Source organism: Devosia sp. 919 (assembly GCF_013185965.1).
GTDB lineage: Bacteria > Pseudomonadota > Alphaproteobacteria > Rhizobiales > Devosiaceae > Devosia.
Map to the genome: position 1 here is coordinate 1,521,233 of NZ_JABAOL010000001.1, position 17,213 is coordinate 1,538,445.

Genomic DNA, 17,213 nt, shown 5'->3' on the forward strand with positions numbered 1-17,213 from the left:
ATGTCCAAAGACCACCTCTTTCTCTACGACACCACCCTGCGGGATGGCGCCCAGACCGCGGGCATCGAGTTCTCGCTGGAGGACAAGATTTCCATTGCGGCCCTACTGGAGGAGCTTGGCGTCGATTACATCGAGGGCGGTTACCCCGGCGCGAACCCGGTGGACACAGAGTTCTTTGGCGAACAGCGCACCAACAAGGCCCGGTTCACCGCCTTTGGCATGACCAAGCGGGCCGGGCGCTCCGTTGCCAACGATCCAGGGGTACAGGGTTTGCTGCAGTCGCGCGCCGAAGCTGCGTGCTTTGTCGCCAAGGCCTGGGACCGGCAGGTGGAAACGGCGCTGGAAATCACGTTGGAGGAAAACCTCGCCAATCTCAGCGAAACCGTGGTGGCAACTGTTGCGGCCGGCAAGGAAGCTCTGGTTGACTGCGAGCACTTCTTTGATGGCTTTAAGTCCAACCCGGACTATGCGCTGTCTTGCGTGCGCACCGCGCTCGAGGCTGGCGCGCGGTGGGTGGTGCTGTGCGACACCAATGGCGGCACCATGCCCGCCGAAATCCGCGAGATCGTTACGGCGGTTCTTGGGGTGGCCCCAGGCGACAAGCTCGGCATCCACGCCCATGACGATACCGGCCAGGCCGTGGCGAACACACTGGCCGCCGTGGAAGCGGGCGTTCGCCAAATCCAGGGCACGCTCAACGGCATCGGGGAGCGCTGTGGCAACGCCAATCTCGTCACCATCATCCCTACGCTCTTACTGAAGTCCCATTACGCGGATCGGTTCGCAACGGGCATCGATGCGGGCCGCCTTGAGCGCCTGACTCAGCTTTCCCGAGCGTTCGATGATCGGCTCAACCGCGCACCGGCCCGGCAAGCGCCCTATGTCGGCGCCTCCGCCTTTGCAACCAAGGCGGGCATTCATGCCTCGGCCCTGGCAAAGGATTTTTCCAGCTACGAGCACATTCCGCCCGAAAGCGTGGGCAATGAGCGCTCGATCATGGTGAGCCAGCAGGCGGGCCGCTCCAATCTGCTGACGGCGCTTGCCCGTCACGGCATCGCCATCGCCAAGGACGACCCGCGCCTCGAGCGGCTATTGGCCACCGTCAAGGAACGCGAGGCGCGTGGTTATTCCTATGACGGCGCTGATGCATCCTTTGCCGTGCTGGCGCGAGAAGTATTGGGCACCTTGCCCAACTTCTTTGCTGTCGAAAACTATCGCGCCAGTGTCGAGCGGCGCCATAATGCTCAGGGCGAAGAGGTCACGGTCACCGAAGCGGTGGTCAAGATCCGGGTCGATGGCGAATTGTTGATGTCGGTCGCCGAGGGCAATGGGCCGGTCAATGCGCTCGACCTTGCCCTGCGAAAGGATCTTGGCAAATTCTCTAGCCGGATCGAGGACTTGGTGCTCGTTGATTTCAAGGTTCGTATTCTGGACGGGGGCACGGGCGCGGTCACCCGTGTGCTGGTGGAAAGCCGCGATGGCACGGGCGAACGGTGGCACACTATTGGCGTGTCGCCCAACATCATTGATGCTTCTTTTGAAGCGTTGTATGAATCTATTACCTATAAGCTCTTGAAAACTGAGGCCACAGCAGCCAAGGCCGTCAAGACTGCCTAACCGGGCTGCCCATAGAGCGGCGCAGCTCCAATCGTCCTGGAGGACAAACTGGCCGACCCCGTTCCGAACAAGCCACTCGCGCTCACCATTGGCGCCGCTGCGCTCACGCTCGTAGTTGTTGTCGGTGTCCTTTCGGGGCCCTCGCTGGTTGCTTGTTTCAACAGCAGCGATGGAATGGGCCATTGTCTTCGCGGCAAGATGAGCGATGCCGGCATTCTGCCTGCCCCAGCCGTGGCCGCCACCGATGTTTCCGCCCCCGCGTCTGCCACGGAGGCGGTCGCGCTCGCTCCGGCTCAGTCCACTCCAGCAACAGAGACGTTAGCAGAACCTAATGCGTCTCGCCAAACGCCCCCGGCCCCGGCCGACAGCGTGGTTGCCGCGAACTTTGGTTTGCTTCGCGCGGAGCCCGATGGTTCGGTGGTGATCGCTGGCAGCGGCAAGCCTGGCAGCGAAGTTGAAGTGTTTTCCGATGGCGCGTCGATTGGCCGGACCAACGTTGAGGCAAGCGGCGATTGGGTGCTGGTGCCTGAATCGCCGCTCCCTCCGGGCGGAACTGAGCTCACCCTCGCCGAAGTTGGCGAGAAGGGGCAGTCGGGCCAGTCCTTTGTGGTTGTCATTGACGAGGCCCGCACGGCTGAGCCCTTGGTCGTAGCCAGTACACCAGGTCAAGCTAGCGAAGTATTGCAGGGCCTTGAACGCCCCATTGCGGGCGCCGAGACTACAACCCAGTCCGTGACAGAGCCGACGGCCACCACTCCGGAAACGCCTGCCGCGGCGACATCACCCAGTCCATCTGCCGCCGTATCTCGGGCGGAAGCTCCAGCTGCGCCGGCCGATGCTCAGCCGGAAGCTCAAGCCGCGACGGCTGCCACGCCCGGCACCTTGCCCATTGGTGCGAGCACGACGGCACCGCCTGTCGAGATCGCTGCCGCTCCACAACAAGAACCCACCGCCCAGCTGCCGGCTCAGCCCAAGTCCGTGGTGGCTCCGGCGCAAAACTCAGGCCGACTTGCTGGAGCCCCGCCATTGCCGAGCGGGAGCACGGTTCCCGGTTCGCCGGGAGCAACGGTTCCGACGGCGGTACCCTTCGCTGGGCAGGCGCCAGCTAACCCACAAGTCGCCGCCGTCCCCGAGTCGGCGGCACCATCTGGGGCCGCTGCACCAGAGACACTTGTGGCGGCAACGCCCTCCGTTCCATCTGTCCAGCCGGGTGAGGAACCGTCATCCCTTTCTGCACCAACGCAGCCAACCATTGATGCCATCGAAGTCGAAGGGGAGCGGGCATTTTTCGCCGGTGCTGGCCCGGAGGGTGGCACGGTGCGGCTTTATGTTGATGACGTCTTCATTGCCGACGCCATAGTTTCGGACGGCCGCTGGCTGGTGGAGGGCGGTAATGTTCTGACCAATCCCAATCAGCGCATTCGCGTTGATCTCATCGACCCCGCCGATGCGAGTGTTTCGGCCCGAGCAGAAGTGAATTTCGTTCTCGAGGTCCCCACCGCCGACGCGCCGACGGCAGTAGCCCAGGCGCCTCGTCCAACGTCAGCACGCCCGGCCGCAGCGCCAACACCTTCAGCGGGCGCAACAGAACAACAGGCACCGGTCAATACTCAGCAGCCTGGGCCGGTAGCAGAAGCAGGCTCCTCGGCCCCGCAGGCCACCAGCCCTCCTGCCAGTGAGCGGTCCCCCACAACCGCTTCATCAAGTGCTGTCGCTGTAAACCCTCAACCGAAGGCGGCTGAGGCTCCGGCCGCCGCTGGCTCCGTTGCCTCAGCAAGAAGCGCGGCCGAATCAGGTCCCGCCGATGCGGCGGTACGCCCCGATACCACTCTGGCGACAAAGCCAACGGCTGACCAGGTGTCGCCGCCTGACCTTGCGGAGCCTTCTGCTGCGTACCCAGCGGTGGAGACGCCCGCATCCGCTCCGGCCGTCGCTGCCTCTCCCCGGCCTTCGACGGTGGCGCCGGGCCCGGCCGCACCAGACGAGGTGCCAACTATGGTTGGGGTCCAGGTGGGCAATGCCGAAGAGCAGCGTTTTGCCTCTGGCAAGGCCATCATCCGGCGCGGTGATAACCTTTGGACCATTGCGCGCCGCGTCTACGGTGCCGGCATCAAGTACACGACGATCTACCAGGCCAATAATGGTCAGATTCGCGATCCCAACCGAATCTATCCAGGCCAGGTGTTTGATCTGCCCGCCAGGGAGCAGTAGCGGTCAGGGCCGCTTCTGCTCGGTAAGCCGCAGGCAATTGCCCTTGCGCCGTAGCACACCATCTTCTATCGCTTGTTGACGATCAAAGAAGTGGCCTTCATGCAAGACGACGATTTCGCGACCATCATGCGGGCGCTCGGCCATCCGGTCCGCCTCAGCATATTGCGTATCCTGGCACGGGAGCAGCAGCGGGAATGCTGCTGCGCCGATGTCACAGAATCCTTGCCGCTGGCACAGTCCACCGTCTCCCAGCACATCAAGGTGTTGCTTGATGCCGGGCTGATCGAACGCAAGCCACGTGGCACCCGGAACTGCTATGTGGTGCAGCATGATCGCCTGCAGGCGCTTGGAAGTGCTTATGCAAGCATGCTGGAGGGTCTTGCGCCCGTGGTCCCAGCTATCCGGGAAACGGAACCAGTCTGATGTCAGTTGATCAAAGCCGGAAGGCAAAATCGTCCGTAAACGCGGACGAGGGTTCTGTGTTCGCCACAGTGCGCAATCTGTGGACCTATATGTGGCCAGCGGATCGGCCTGATTTGCGGCTGCGGGTGGTGCTGGCGATTGCAGCTTTGCTGCTGTCCAAGGTCGCAACCACTCTTATTCCCTTCGCCTATAAAGGTATCGTCGACAGCCTCGACGGCTCCCAGCCGAACAACACCTTGGTCATGGGCCTAGCTGTCCCAATTGTGCTGGTGATCGCCTATGGTCTCGGCAACATCATCGATGCTGGCTTCCAGCAATTGCGCGACGTGCTGTTCGCCAGCGTTGGCCAGAATGCCGTGCGTAAACTGGCCTACCGCACCTTCAATCACGTGCATCAACTCTCGCTCCGTTTCCACCTGGCGCGCCGCACGGGCGGCCTGAGCCGAGTCATCGAGCGCGGCACCAAGGGCATCGAAGCCATCGTGCGCTTCACCATGCTCAATATCGTGCCGACTCTGGTGGAGTTCGTGATCACCGCGGTGATCTTTGTCTACATGTTCGGCGTCAGCTATCTCGGCATCCTCGTGGTGACCATCTGGGGCTATCTCTACTTCACCATCAAGGCGTCCAACTGGCGTATCGCTATTCGCCGGGACATGAACAACAGCGACACCGATGCCAATTCCAAGGCCATCGACAGCATGCTGAACTTCGAAACAGTGAAGTATTTCGGCAATGAGAAGATGGAGGCCGAACGCTACGACCGCGCCATGGCCGGGTACGAGCGCTCAGCGATCCGGATTTGGACCTCGCTTGGCGTGCTCAACTTCGGCCAGGCGGTGATCTTTTATGCCGGCTTCATCATCATCAGCGTCATGGCCGTGAACGGGGTGATGAACGGCACCCTGACTTTGGGTGACTTTGTCCTGCTCAACACTTTCCTGATGCAGATCTATCGGCCGCTCAATTTCATCGGCTTTGTGTATCGAGAGTTGCGGCAGGGCCTGACCGATATCGAGGAGATGTTCAAACTTCTCGAGCAGCCCGCCGAAATCGTCGACAAGCCCAATGCCAAGCCGCTGGTGGTGACGGGCCCGGTCATTCGCTTCGATCACGTCAGCTTTCATTATGATCCCGACCGGCCGATCCTCAAGGATGTGAGCTTTGAGGTTCCGGCCGGCAAGACCGTCGCCATCGTTGGGCCGACCGGCGCCGGCAAGTCGACCATTTCACGGCTGCTGTATCGCTTCTATGACGTGACGGGCGGCGCCATTACCATCGATGGGCAGGACCTACGCGACATCACGCAGGATAGTCTCCGAGCGGCCATTGGCATGGTGCCGCAGGATACGGTGCTGTTCAACGACACCATTGGCTACAACATCGAATATGGCCGCCCCGGCGCCAGCCATGAAGAGGTCCGCAAGGCCGCCGCAATGGCCCAGGTCGGGCCATTCATCGAAACGCTGCCCAAGGGCTATGACACGCCCGTTGGCGAGCGTGGCCTCAAGCTGTCGGGCGGCGAGAAGCAGCGCGTGGCGATCGCCCGCACCATCCTGAAGGCGCCACCGATCCTGATCCTCGATGAAGCGACCTCGGCCCTCGACACCAAGACCGAGCGCGACATCCAGTCGGCACTGGACATTGTTTCGGCCAATCGCACCACGGTCGTGATCGCCCACCGGCTTTCCACCGTTATCAATGCGGACGAAATCCTCGTGCTGCGCAGTGGCACCGTCGCCGAGCGCGGCAATCATCGCGATCTGCTGGCGCAAGGTGGCCTTTACGCGCAGATGTGGAACCGCCAGCGCGAAGCCACCGAGGCCGAAGAAAAGCTGCGGCAGACCGCCAACGACCCCGATGGTTTTGTGAAGACTGTGGCGCCGGCGGCGGAATAGGGCAGGGGTCGTCCCAGCTTCGGCACCAAGCTTTTCGTCCTAACAAAGAAAAGGCCCGCATCGCTGCGGGCCTTTTGTGTTTCTCAGAGCCGAGGCTATTCGGCTGCGTCCCGTCGGTCGACGCGCGGGCCGTTGGCGCCATCTTCCTTGAGGCCAGCGTCCTTGGAGACGATGTAGCGGCGGGCGCCATCGGCTTCCTCTGGGACTTCCACGGCCATGCCGTCGAACCCTGCTGGCACCGCCACGGCGGTCTTGCGGCGGCCGAACCGGGAGAAGATAGAGCCCATCTGCTGCTTGATCACGCTGGGGGCGGTGATCATCACCGGCACCATGATCAGGGTCAGCAGGGTCGAGAAGAACAGGCCCGACACCAGTGCCGCCGAAAGGTGGATGAACCACGAGCCGGCTAGGCCCCCGATCACGATCTCACGGCGGATGAAGTCGAACTCCACATTCGCCCACATCGGGATCACGCCCAAGGCTGTGAGGAACGCGGTGAGAAGCACCGGGCGAACGCGCTGGCCCACAGTCAGCAACATAGCCCTGACCGCCTCGACACCTTGATGCCGGTGGTAGTCATTATAGGTGTCGATCAACACGATGCCGTTCTTCACCACAATGCCTGCCAGGGCCACAATCCCCAGGCCGGTCATGATTGCAGAGAAGGTCATCCCCGTCGCCAGCATGCCCAAAAGCACACCCGCGACCGACATGGCGACTGTCGAGAGGGTCACCAACACCTGGTAGAAGCTGTTATACTCGAGCAGCAGCACGAAGAAGATGATGGCCATGGCCATGCCCATCGCCTGCACGATGAAGGCGTTTGCGTCGCCCATCTGCTCTTCAGCCCCGCCAAATGCGACATTGACGGTTTCGGGGAAGTTCTGCTCGCCGATCCAGGCTTGCAGCTCAGCCACCTTGTCAGCCGGAAAAACGCCTTCGGGAAGGTTGTTAAGACCTGCGGCCACGTTCATCACGTAGACCTGGTTGCGCCGCTCGATGTTGGCGACCTTAGGCACCGGCTGACGGTCGATGAAGTTCGACACCGGGATCAGGCCTTGGGCTGTAGCAATACGCATGCTTTCCAAGGCATCGAAGGTGCGCTCGTCCTCGGGCAGGCGAACGCGGATGTCGAGCTCGTCGCCGGTTTCCGCGTCACGATAGGTGCCGAGCTTTACGCCGGAGGTGATCAGCTGAACATAGGGCGACAGCTCGCGCACGCCGATCCCGTAACGACCCGCTTCCACGCGGTCGATGGTGATCTGCCAGTCGATACCGCGCGAGGGCCGACCGTCCTCCAGGTCAACGGTTTCGGGCCAGCTGGCCAGCTCGTTGCTGATGGCAGTGACCACGGGTAGCAGGTCATCATAGTTGGTGCTTTCCACCCGCATATTGATGTCCTTGCCCGCCGGCGGGCCGTTCTCGAGCGGCAGCACCTGCACGTCGAGCCCGGCTATGGAGCTCACGCGCTGGCGAATATCGCCGAAGATCTGCTCGGCAGGGACCCGCTCGCTCCAATCGGTCAGCTGCAGCTGGAAGTTGCCCAGGGTATTGGGCGGCATCGTGCCTGCGGCGCCGGTATCGCCGAACTGCATGATGACGTCCTGAATGCCTTGAACATGCAGGATTTCGTCCTGCACCTCGACCAGCATGTCTCGTACTTCTTCAGGGCTGTAGTTGCCCTGGCCGACCACCGCCACAGTGGCATACTCAGGCTCGGAGGCAGGGAAAGCCTCAGTTCCCGTGGGGTTGTTGCTGTACAGGATAAAGATGCCGACGATGATGCCGAACCCGACAGCCAAGGTCGGGATCGGCCAGTGCATCAGCTTTTCCATCAGACGCACATAAACGCCCGTAACGCCGCTTACCTTTTTAGCGTCGAACTTCTCGGGATACATCACCAGGTCGGCCTTGGCCTTTTCCTTCTCGTCCACATGGGTCGAGGCGATCACCGAGCCAATCACCGGCATGAAGATCAGCGCCGAGATGAAGGACGCGACCATCACGATGATCACGATCGTGGGCAGGTAGCTCATGAACTTGCCGATGATGCCCGGCCAGAACAGGAGCGGGATAAAGGCGCCCAGGGTCGTGGCGGTAGCGCCCACCACCGGCACGAACATCTTGCGCATCGCCATGATGAAGGCTTCCTTCTTCGGAACGCCCTCCATCAGTTTTCGCTCGGCATATTCAACGACCACCACCGGGTCGTCCACCAGCACGCCCACCGCGATCACGAGACCGAACATCACCATCATGTTGATGGTCATGCCCAGCATTTCGGCCACGAGGAACGCCATCATGAACGAGAGCGGTATCGACAACCCGATCATGAGGGCAGGGCGCAGGCCCAGCGTCGCGATACAGGTGATCAGCACCAGCGCCACGGCCGTGAGCACGGCCGCTTCCAGGGAGCGGAATAGGTTGGTGGTGGTTTCCGCCTGATCGAGGAAGAAGCTATAGCCAACACCGCCCGACCAGTTGGCCGCAACATTCTTGGTTGTTTCGCGCACCTGATTGGATACGTCGATGATGTTAGTGCCGGTCTTTTTGGCGACACTCAGGATCAGGGCTGGAGAGCCGTTCACCTGGGTATATTCGGTGGCGTCAGCCAGCGACCGGGTGATGGTCGCCACATCGCCGAAGGTGACCACGGTATTGCCGTCGGTCTTGAGCGGCAGGTCATAAACGTCCTGTGCCGTGGTGATCAGCCCAGGCACTTCGATGTTGAAGGCGCCTTGGCCGGAATTATAGGTACCGCCAGGCACCACCATGTTGTTGCGCGCCAGCGAATCCAGCAATTGGCCAGCGGTGAGGCCATAGGCTTCAAGCCGGGTCTGGTCGATGCGGATTTCGAGCTGCTCGTCGCGAGCGCCTGACAGGGTCACTTCGCGCACGTCGCCAAGGGCCTCGAGCGCGTCTTGCAGTTCCTCGGCGCGGCGGATCATCTCCTTGTCGGGGGCGCTGCCATATATAGCCACCGACATGATGGGGCCGATGAAATCGATCTCGGTGACGGTCGGATCGTCGGCTTCGCTTGGCAGCTTGGCCCGCACGGCATCCATCCGGGCGCGCGTATCGGCAAGGGCCTGGTCCTTGTCCGTGTTGATGTCGAACTCGAGCAGCACTGAGGAGTGCCCGGTTGTCGAGGTTGTGGTGATGTTCTCCAGTCCCGTTAGGGTCGCCAGTTCTTCTTCGGCCGGCTTGGCCAGAAGATTTTCGGCGTCAGCCGGCGACACACCAGTCTGCGTGATCGACACATACAGATAGGGAATCTCGATAGCCGGGAAGCTTTCCTTGGGCATGGAGACATAGGCCACCGAACCCGCGCCGAGCACGAGCACCATGATCGTAAGGACGACGCGGGGCATCCGCAGAATGCGTTCGATGAAGTCGAGCATGGATGCGCTCCTTAACTGGCGGTCGCTTCAGCGCTTGCAGTGTCGGCGGGAGTCGCCTGCACCTGGTCGCCGGTGGTTACGCTTTCCTGGCCTACAGTGATCACCTCTGCCGTTTCCGGCAGGCCGCTCACCCAGGCACCGTCGCGGGTGTCGCTGACCACAGTGACGGGATAAAAGGCCACCTTGCCGTCCTCCACTGTGCGCACGCCCAATACTCCATCATCATCCAGCGTCAGGACAGATTGTGGCAGCAGGTGCCCCGGAACCGTTCCGACGTTGACGATTGCGCGTGCGGTGATGCCGTCGCGAATGGCGAAGTCTTCGTTGGGGATCTCGATCTCGGCTTGGAACGAGCGGGTGGCGTCGTCAGCCACCGAAGAAATATAACTGACCTTGCCTTCCACCGTGTCACCGGTGACGGTCGTCACCGTTGCATCGAGACCGGTCTTGGCCCTGGCAATGTCGCCTTCTGCCACCGAGCCGCTGAACACGATAGGGTTGAGCTGCACGATGGTTGCGCAAGGCGTGCCGGCACTCAGCATGGAACCGGCAACAGCGACGGGGTCCTGGACCAAGCCGGCAACCTTGGCCTTGATCTCGGTCCGGGCCAGTTCTTCGCGGGCATTGTCAATGCCCGCCTGAGCCTGGGACACTCCCGCACGAGCCTGGGCCAAGGCCACTTCGGCTTCATTGGCCGTGTTTGTGGCGGCAAGGCCGCGCTTACGCAGGTCGGCATTGGTCGCATAATTGAGTTCGGCTTGCGCCAGTGCTGCCTCGGCTTGCGCCAAGCTGGCTTCGGCCTGAGCGACGGCCGCGGCGCGCGTGCCCTGATCGAGCGTGCACAGCAGCTCGCCAGCTTCGACGCGCTCGCCCTTGGTTACATGCACCACATCCACTGTGCCGGTTGTTTCCGCGACGGCAGCAACCGTGGACTTGGCCTGCGTGCGCCCGCGCACCGGCACTTGGATGGTCATCGGTTGTGCCGTGAAGGTCTGCGTACGTACGGATTGAACCGGCGCGTTGGCGCCAGTTACCGCCTCGGTACGTTGTGCAATGGTGAGTTTGGGATCGACCTCGGCCTCGTGATGCTCGGCCAAGACGCCAGCCTCGGCCAAGGCAGTGTGGATCGGACCGTGGTCTTCGCCCTCGATGACGGCAACGATTGGCTGCACGCCATTGCCCGGGCCTTGCCCGCCCTGCACCAGAGTACCGGTCGCCAGCCAGCCACCGGCCAGCAGCAGAATGGCGAAGGCCAACCCAAAGGAAAAGAATGCACGCATCGTACTTAGCCCCTTACTCAGCCGCGTCTTTGTTTCGCTCGGTCTTCGCCAAGCCGATCAACTCGTGCATATGCGCACGCAAATACTTTTCCGAAGCTTCCATGATGGCCCGGCCAAAGCCGACCACCCAGCAATCGGCTGCGCTCATCTCGCGCTCGGTAGCAGCAGTTTCCATGCCGCTTCGGCAGTCCAGGGTGCGCTGCAGATACTCAGAGCCGCGCTGCTCCACAAGGTCTGCCGGCATCAGATGGGCGTAGCGGGCAAACAGCAGAAAAGGGCTGCGCAGCACATCTTCGCCGAGAGGTTCTGCCAACTCCTTGGCAAATGCATGGCGGCCTTCGATTGTGATGGCATAGACCTTCTTGGCCGGCTTGCCTTCTTGCTGCTCGGTGCGGCTGGTGACGAGCCCTTCTTCTTCAAGCTTGGCCAGCGCGGGATAGATCGAGCCGAAGCTGGCCTCGATAAAATAGGAACATTCACCCTCCACACATCGGCGGCGGATCTCGTATCCGGTCGCTTCGCCCTCATAGAGGATCGAAAGGCACAAGGTTCTGACGTTCATGGAAGGCTCCAGCAGACCTATTCAGGTCCGATATATGCTGGAGCTATATAGGGGGGAGGAGCAGCAAAGCAAGTGTGATTGCGACAGAAGGACGCAAACCAGTTAAGAAGGCCTCGCATGGCTGTTAGCCGTCCGGCTAAGCAGCACCTTTATAGTGCGCAAGGGCGTTATGGCGCCAGTGGCAATGTAATAGGGGCAAGATCAAAGATCACGCCCCTTTAATTACTATGATTTAGCTCGAATTATCGGATCAGACTTTGCGCCCCGTCAATCCAGAGCGGCGTGCCGGTGATATGGCGCGACTGCTCGGATGCAAAGAACAGAATGGCGTTAGCCACGTCCTCTGCTTCGCCGGGTTCACCGCCGGTCAGGGGGATGTCGCCCTCAGGAAACTCAGCCGGTACTTCGGCCGCTTCGCTGTTGCGTTTTTCGGTGTTGTCCGAAATTTCGGATTCTATGGCACCCGGGCAGATCGCGTTGATGCGGATGCGATGCTGCCCGAGTTCTACAGCCAGTTGCTGCACCATGGCGACTTGCCCTGCCTTAGTCACGGAATAAGCGGTGGCGCCAGGATTGGTGAAGGTGCGCGTGCCATTGATCGAGGAGATCACGACGATCGATCCGCCGCCCGCCTTGATCAGGTGCGGCACCGCATAATGGATGGTCAGGTAAGTGCCGCGCAGATTGATGGCGATGGTCTTGTCCCATTCCTCGGGCTTCAGCTCGGCAATGGGGGCCCAAACCCCGTTCACGCCTGCATTGGCTACGACGATGTCAAGGCGCCCATGTTCCTGCACCAACTGGCTGAACAGCTCTGCCATCGCCACATCGTCAGAGGTGTCGGCGGTCATCGCAGTGGCTGTGCCGCCGGCCTGCTTGATCTCCTCGGCGGTTTTTTCAACCTCCTTGGCCGTGCGGCTCATCACCACCACGCTGGCGCCCGCTTGGGCGAGCGTCAGCGCTGCGGCCTTGCCAATACCTGAACCGGCACCAGTCACCAGCGCCACCTTGCCCGAAAGATCCTGCGTCATGTGCTTTCTCCGTTTTGCCCTTAACGCTTGAAGCGGTCAAAACGTGGCAGGGCAGGTCCCGATTACCTAGGTCAAGGCGGCGGTATCGTCGGTCTGGATGATCGCATGCGAGAGCGAACCGATCGCTGGATAAAGCGGAATAAGGCAGGCTTGCAGGGCATGGTAGATATCAGGCTTACCCACGAACAGGCGCGATGTGGGCTGCAAGTCCTCCGTCAGTTCCGAATGCCAGCCGCCACGCTCATGGTCGATCATGTGATTGGCCGCAAAGTCCCAGAACCGGCGATACCAGTGCTGGAAATAGAGGTCCCGATCGTAATGAGAGAGGAACGCCGCCGCACCGATTGCCTCGCTGACCGGCCACCAGAGCTTCTCGCGCATCGCTGGCTGGTTGTTCCAGTCCAGCGTGTAATAGAAACCGCCATGCTGCTTGTCCCAGCCCAGCTCGATGGCTTGGCGGAAGAGACTGCGCGCCGCTTCGGTCATCCAGGAGTTGCGCTTGTCGCTTAGCACCCAAAGCTGGAGCAGCAGCCGCGACCACTCCATCCAATGTCCGGGCGTGGTGCCGGAGGGCCGGAACATCTCCGAGCCGAGGTAATCCCTGTCTAACACCCAGTCCTGCGTGAAGTGCTCTGCCACCCGGTAATCGAGTGCGCTGGCATGCTTGCCGATGATGAGTTCGGCAATCCGTTCGGCTTTGTTCAGGTAAGCGCGGTCGCCAGTGGCCTCAAAGGCGGCCATCAGCGCTTCGGTCATGTGCATGTTGGAGTTCTGGCCGCGATAGGTGCTGATCGCGGACCAGTCGGCGCCGAACTCATCTCGCACCGCCCCGACCTCAGCGTCCCAGAATTGGCGGTTGATGATTTCGGTGACGTCAGCCAGCATGAGGTCGGCAAGGGGGTGGCCGGCGAGCTTGGCGCTCGATGCGGCCAGCAGCACAAAGGCGTGGCCATAGGCCTGCTTGCTGCTGTCCTTGAGCCCGTCATTGTCGAGCGACCAGCTATAGCCGCCATGCGTGCTGTCGCGGTGCCGCTCCCAAAGATAGCGCATTCCGTGGTCAACGATCTCGTCCGACCCCGGCCGGCCCAGCAAGCTCCCAAGCGCAAAGCAGTGCACCATGCGGGCGGTGGTGTGGATTGCCCGCACCGGGTTGTCGGCATTGAGCGGGTGACCATTGTCATCCAGTTCAAAGAACCCGCCCGCGGCGTTGATCGAGGCACCTTCAAAGAAGTCGAAAAGGTCATTGGCCTGCCGCATCAACCACTGCCGATGGAATGGGCGGTTGCTCCAAAGGCTTCTGTTGCTCGGTGGCAAAATCGGATGCGTCTGGCTCATTTGGCTCCCCCAGCCGACGCACAGAGGCCGGCTCCTCTGGGGGATGTATAAGGAGCCGCACCCGCGCTCGTAAACCCAGTTCTATAGCCTTTGGTAATGCGCCTCGACGCGCGCCACTTCCTCGGCCGATCCCAGGATCACTGGTACGCGCTGATGGATGGAGGTGGGCTGGACCTCAAGGATCCGCTGGGGCCCCGTGGTGGCGCGTCCCCCCGCAGCCTCGATAAGAAACGCCATGGGGTTGGCCTCATAGAGCAGGCGCAGGCGACCGCCCTTGCTCGCGGTTTCACTATCGAGCGGGTAGAGGAAAATGCCGCCGCGCATCAGGATGCGGTGGATGTCGGCGACCATGGAGCCGATCCAGCGCATGTTGTAGCGCTTGCCCGCGACGCCCGTTTCGCCCGCGACGTTCTCGGCAACATAAGCGCTGGTGGCCTGGTCCCAGAAGCGGGCACGGGCCGTATTGATGGCGTATTCTGCTGACGCTGAGGGTACGGACACCCCGTCCTCAACCAGGGCAAACTGCCCGCTGGCGTCAATGGCGAAGGTCGCCACCTTATCTCCAAAGCTCAAGACGAGGCTCGTCGCCGGACCATAAGCGGCATAGCCCGCTGCAAGCTGACGCGTTCCGGGTTGCAGCAGGTCAGGAGCCTTGGGGTCAACGGCCAGGATGGAGAAAATGGTGCCCACGGTGACGTTCACATCCAGATTGGACGAGCCATCCAGTGGATCGCAGGCGACCATAAACCCGCCCTCATCGTTCAGGTGAAGCGCTTCATCCAACTCTTCGGACACCAGAATCGAAACAGCCGCATTTGCCCGCAAGTGCCTGACAAATATGTCGTTGGAGATTACGTCCAACTGCTTTTGCGCCTCGCCCTGGACATTGGTGGCCCCCGCAAGGCCCGTTTGTCCCGCGAGCGGCGCCAGGCGCAGCACTGCGGCGATCTCGGCACAAGCTCCAGCCACGGTATCGACAACCCATGCGAGTTCCGGGCTGGAGGTGGCAGTGGCAAGCCACTGCTTAAGCGTCTGGGTCATTGGCGCACTCGCGGTTGGTAGGGCTTGCAGCAAGTGTCGCAACCTCCGTGAGGCTGGCAAGGCAGACTTTCGCCTAAGGCGGAGATGTTAATGCAGTGTGGTGGGATAGAACGGCGTGCCGCCGGGGGCAAGGGGCGGTCCCGCCCAGAACACGACATAAAGCAACTCCGCGCCGGCGGCATCGGTGATCTCGATCGAGCCGCGCAACTCGGCGTCTTCATCCTCGGCGGCCAGCCGCTCGACAATGGCGCGGCCGATTTCGCCGGCCCGCAATTCGGCAGCATCAAGATCGGGGTGTTCGCTGCCATCAAGGTCACGGATCAACCGGTCATCGGTGCGGTAGTGAAAAAAGAAGCGGGGCAAGGGGGACCTCCCTGGGTGAAAGGGAAATGCAGGCGGCGCCTGGCAGTTGCCGAGCCATACCCTGCATGCAACGCTTATTGGTGTCTTGTTAACGAATGGTAGTGATGCCGCTGCCAAAGCAAAGGCGAGCGCGTGGTGGTCGTTTCCGCCTCAATGATCGCACCCGCAAACAGTACATGGGTACCCGTCTCAATGGCGCCGATCACTTCGCAGTCGATGGCAGTGACGGCGCCCAGCAGCATAGGGTTGCCAGAAGGCCAGCTTCCCCATTGTCCAGAGGCGAAGCGATCCAGCGGGTCCATCCGGCCCGCAAAAGCATTGCCGATCTCGCTTTGATCATCGGCCAGCATGGCAAGGGAGAACCCACCGGTCTTGGCGATCACATCGGCCAGCCGGCTCACCATGTCGATGGACACCAGGATCGAAGGCGGCGCCGCCGACAGTGACAGCATGGAGGTTGCTGTGCGTCCGACGCGTTCCTCGCCGCGCCGTGCTGTCACCACATGGACCGTGGATGCCATCGCGGCCATGGCGGCGCGGAACTCGGCATCGCCGACTGTGGGGCGACGGGGGGCGCGGAGACGCAAGGCGTCGGGATAGTCAAAGTCAGCCATCCAGCCGTCCACCATTTGCCGTCGTCCGTCCTACTGCAATCCTCGCGCACACGCGCCGGTTCCATCTGTTGGATCGGCGTGAGCCGCTTTGGCGGGCTGCCGATTCCGGAGCGAGCTTGATCTAAGCGCTGGTTCCGGGTATTTTCCAAGTAGTTCCTTTGAAAACCCGCTCGCCCTCGATGTCAAGCCACGACATGCAAGACCACCAGTGGTCCCCTCGCAGCCCAGGGGAGCGGCTGCTCATGGCTATAAAGATGCATGGCTCGCTGAGCACCGCAGCTTTGGGTGCCCTGCTTGGCACCAGTGCAGAAGCGGCTCGCCAACAATTGCTCAAGCTGGCAAACCAGGGTCTGGTCAGCGCCACCAGCGAGCCCAAGGGTGTGGGTCGGCCTGGCCAAAACTGGAGCCTCACTTCCCAAGCCATGGCACGGTTTCCCGACACGCATGCGGCGCTGACGGTGCAATTGCTTGAATTGATCCGCAGCCAGTTGGGTGAGGCGGCACTCGACACCGTGATCTCGGGCCGGGAGATGGCGACAACCGCAGCCTACCACGAGGCTATGCTTGACAAGGCAAACCTCAGCGAGAAAGTTGCCACCTTGGCCCGGCTCCGTTCGGATGAAGGTTACATGGCGGAGTGGCGCCAGGAGGAGGACGGCGGTCTGTTGCTGATGGAAAACCATTGCCCGATTTGCGCCGCCGCCACGGCCTGCCAGGGTTTTTGCCGGGCCGAGCTCGATGTGTTCCGCCATGTGCTAGGGGAGGGTGCTCAAGTGGAGCGAACCGAGCACATCGTCTCGGGCGGCCGGCGCTGCTCCTATTCCATTCGCCCGGCGTTACGCGATGTCTGATACAGGGTTTCCCGCAAGCGCCAGGCTGTCCCGCATCGGCTGGGACATGCCGGTGGGACTGGACGAGGCACTGATCCGACGCGTGGTGAACGCATTTTATGCCGATGCCCGATCCGACCCGTTGATCGGGCCGGTCTTCAACCGCCTCATCCCCGAGGACCACTGGCCGCGGCACCTCGAACTCATCGCGGATTTCTGGTCGTCCATGCTGTTGGGCACGGGGCGCTATGGCGGACGGCCGCTGCCCAAGCACATCGCCATTCCCGAGCTTTCCGACGTGCACTTCCAGCGCTGGCTGCGGTTGTTTCGGCAAACGGTTGTGCGGATCTGCCCCGCTGAGATCGCTGCAGTCTTCATCGAACGCTCCGAGCGGGTCGGGAACAGCTTCCGCATGAACATCGCCATGCGGCGGGGTGAGGACATCACCACTATGGGTCCGCTGCAGCGCGAAGAAATTTAATGCGGCCGTGCTGCCCGAGGAGGTCAAGGTCGCCGCGTGCTGCCGGGGCGGCCCCCGCGAGTATTATTTTTCCAGACGCTCCTGCAATGCGGCAGGTAAAGGCTTGTTAATCCCGACCGACCCGCT

14 protein-coding genes are annotated in these 17,213 nt (G+C 61.7%); 6 read left to right on the forward strand and 8 right to left on the reverse strand.

Features of this window, described 5'->3' with window-relative positions; genetic code table 11:
- The 4 genes from cimA to HRQ64_RS07350 all read left to right on the forward strand — a co-directional run bounded on the left by cimA (window position 1) and on the right by HRQ64_RS07350 (window position 6,149).
- On the forward strand, window positions 1-1,617 hold the full coding sequence (cimA, locus tag HRQ64_RS07335; protein WP_172122806.1) for a citramalate synthase: 1,617 nt from the start codon (window positions 1-3) through the stop codon (window positions 1,615-1,617).
- Between the two features lie 174 nt (window positions 1,618-1,791).
- Entirely contained in the window at window positions 1,792-3,828 is a 2,037-nt protein-coding gene (locus HRQ64_RS20130) for a LysM peptidoglycan-binding domain-containing protein (RefSeq protein ID WP_210258521.1), read from the forward strand.
- Window positions 3,829-3,927: 99 nt separating this feature from the next.
- Window positions 3,928-4,251, forward strand: a complete 324-nt coding sequence (locus HRQ64_RS07345; protein ID WP_127752417.1) for a metalloregulator ArsR/SmtB family transcription factor — start codon at window positions 3,928-3,930, stop codon at window positions 4,249-4,251.
- A complete protein-coding gene (locus HRQ64_RS07350; RefSeq protein ID WP_172122807.1) occupies window positions 4,251-6,149 on the forward strand; it encodes an ABC transporter ATP-binding protein/permease in 1,899 nt (632 codons plus the stop codon). The genes HRQ64_RS07345 and HRQ64_RS07350 overlap by 1 nt, the downstream gene beginning before the upstream one ends.
- A gap of 95 nt (window positions 6,150-6,244) precedes the next feature.
- Here HRQ64_RS07350 and HRQ64_RS07355 read toward each other — a convergent pair whose 3' ends face one another.
- The 8 genes from HRQ64_RS07355 to HRQ64_RS07390 all read right to left on the reverse strand — a co-directional run bounded on the left by HRQ64_RS07355 (window position 6,245) and on the right by HRQ64_RS07390 (window position 15,776).
- Entirely contained in the window at window positions 6,245-9,550 is a 3,306-nt protein-coding gene (locus HRQ64_RS07355; protein ID WP_172122808.1) for an efflux RND transporter permease subunit, read from the reverse strand.
- A gap of 11 nt (window positions 9,551-9,561) precedes the next feature.
- On the reverse strand, window positions 9,562-10,830 hold the full coding sequence (locus HRQ64_RS07360) for an efflux RND transporter periplasmic adaptor subunit (protein ID WP_127752420.1): 1,269 nt from the start codon (window positions 10,828-10,830) through the stop codon (window positions 9,562-9,564).
- A 13-nt stretch (window positions 10,831-10,843) separates the two neighbouring features.
- Window positions 10,844-11,392, reverse strand: a complete 549-nt coding sequence (locus HRQ64_RS07365) for a PadR family transcriptional regulator (RefSeq protein WP_127752421.1) — start codon at window positions 11,390-11,392, stop codon at window positions 10,844-10,846.
- 242 nt (window positions 11,393-11,634) lie between these two features.
- Complete coding sequence (locus tag HRQ64_RS07370; RefSeq protein WP_127752422.1) at window positions 11,635-12,423, reverse strand: SDR family NAD(P)-dependent oxidoreductase; 789 nt, start codon at window positions 12,421-12,423, stop codon at window positions 11,635-11,637.
- A 66-nt stretch (window positions 12,424-12,489) separates the two neighbouring features.
- Window positions 12,490-13,680, reverse strand: coding sequence for an AGE family epimerase/isomerase (locus HRQ64_RS07375; protein ID WP_348983129.1), 1,191 nt, complete (start codon window positions 13,678-13,680; stop codon window positions 12,490-12,492).
- Window positions 13,681-13,839: 159 nt separating this feature from the next.
- Window positions 13,840-14,799, reverse strand: coding sequence for a class 1 fructose-bisphosphatase (locus tag HRQ64_RS07380; protein ID WP_172122810.1), 960 nt, complete (start codon window positions 14,797-14,799; stop codon window positions 13,840-13,842).
- 87 nt (window positions 14,800-14,886) lie between these two features.
- Window positions 14,887-15,162 (reverse strand): hypothetical protein, encoded by a 276-nt coding sequence (locus HRQ64_RS07385; protein WP_127752425.1) that lies wholly within the window; start codon window positions 15,160-15,162, stop codon window positions 14,887-14,889.
- A gap of 74 nt (window positions 15,163-15,236) precedes the next feature.
- Window positions 15,237-15,776 carry a flavin reductase family protein gene (locus HRQ64_RS07390; protein ID WP_127752426.1) on the reverse strand — a complete coding sequence of 180 codons (540 nt, stop codon included), beginning with the start codon at window positions 15,774-15,776 and terminating at the stop codon, window positions 15,237-15,239.
- A gap of 242 nt (window positions 15,777-16,018) precedes the next feature.
- Here HRQ64_RS07390 and HRQ64_RS07395 point away from each other — a divergent pair, with 242 nt between their 5' ends.
- A complete protein-coding gene (locus HRQ64_RS07395) occupies window positions 16,019-16,627 on the forward strand; it encodes a metalloregulator ArsR/SmtB family transcription factor (protein ID WP_248305249.1) in 609 nt (202 codons plus the stop codon).
- Window positions 16,620-17,087 (forward strand): group III truncated hemoglobin, encoded by a 468-nt coding sequence (locus HRQ64_RS07400; protein WP_349236681.1) that lies wholly within the window; start codon window positions 16,620-16,622, stop codon window positions 17,085-17,087. Before HRQ64_RS07395 ends, HRQ64_RS07400 begins: the two co-directional genes overlap by 8 nt.
- The last annotated feature ends 126 nt before the right edge of the window (window positions 17,088-17,213 follow it).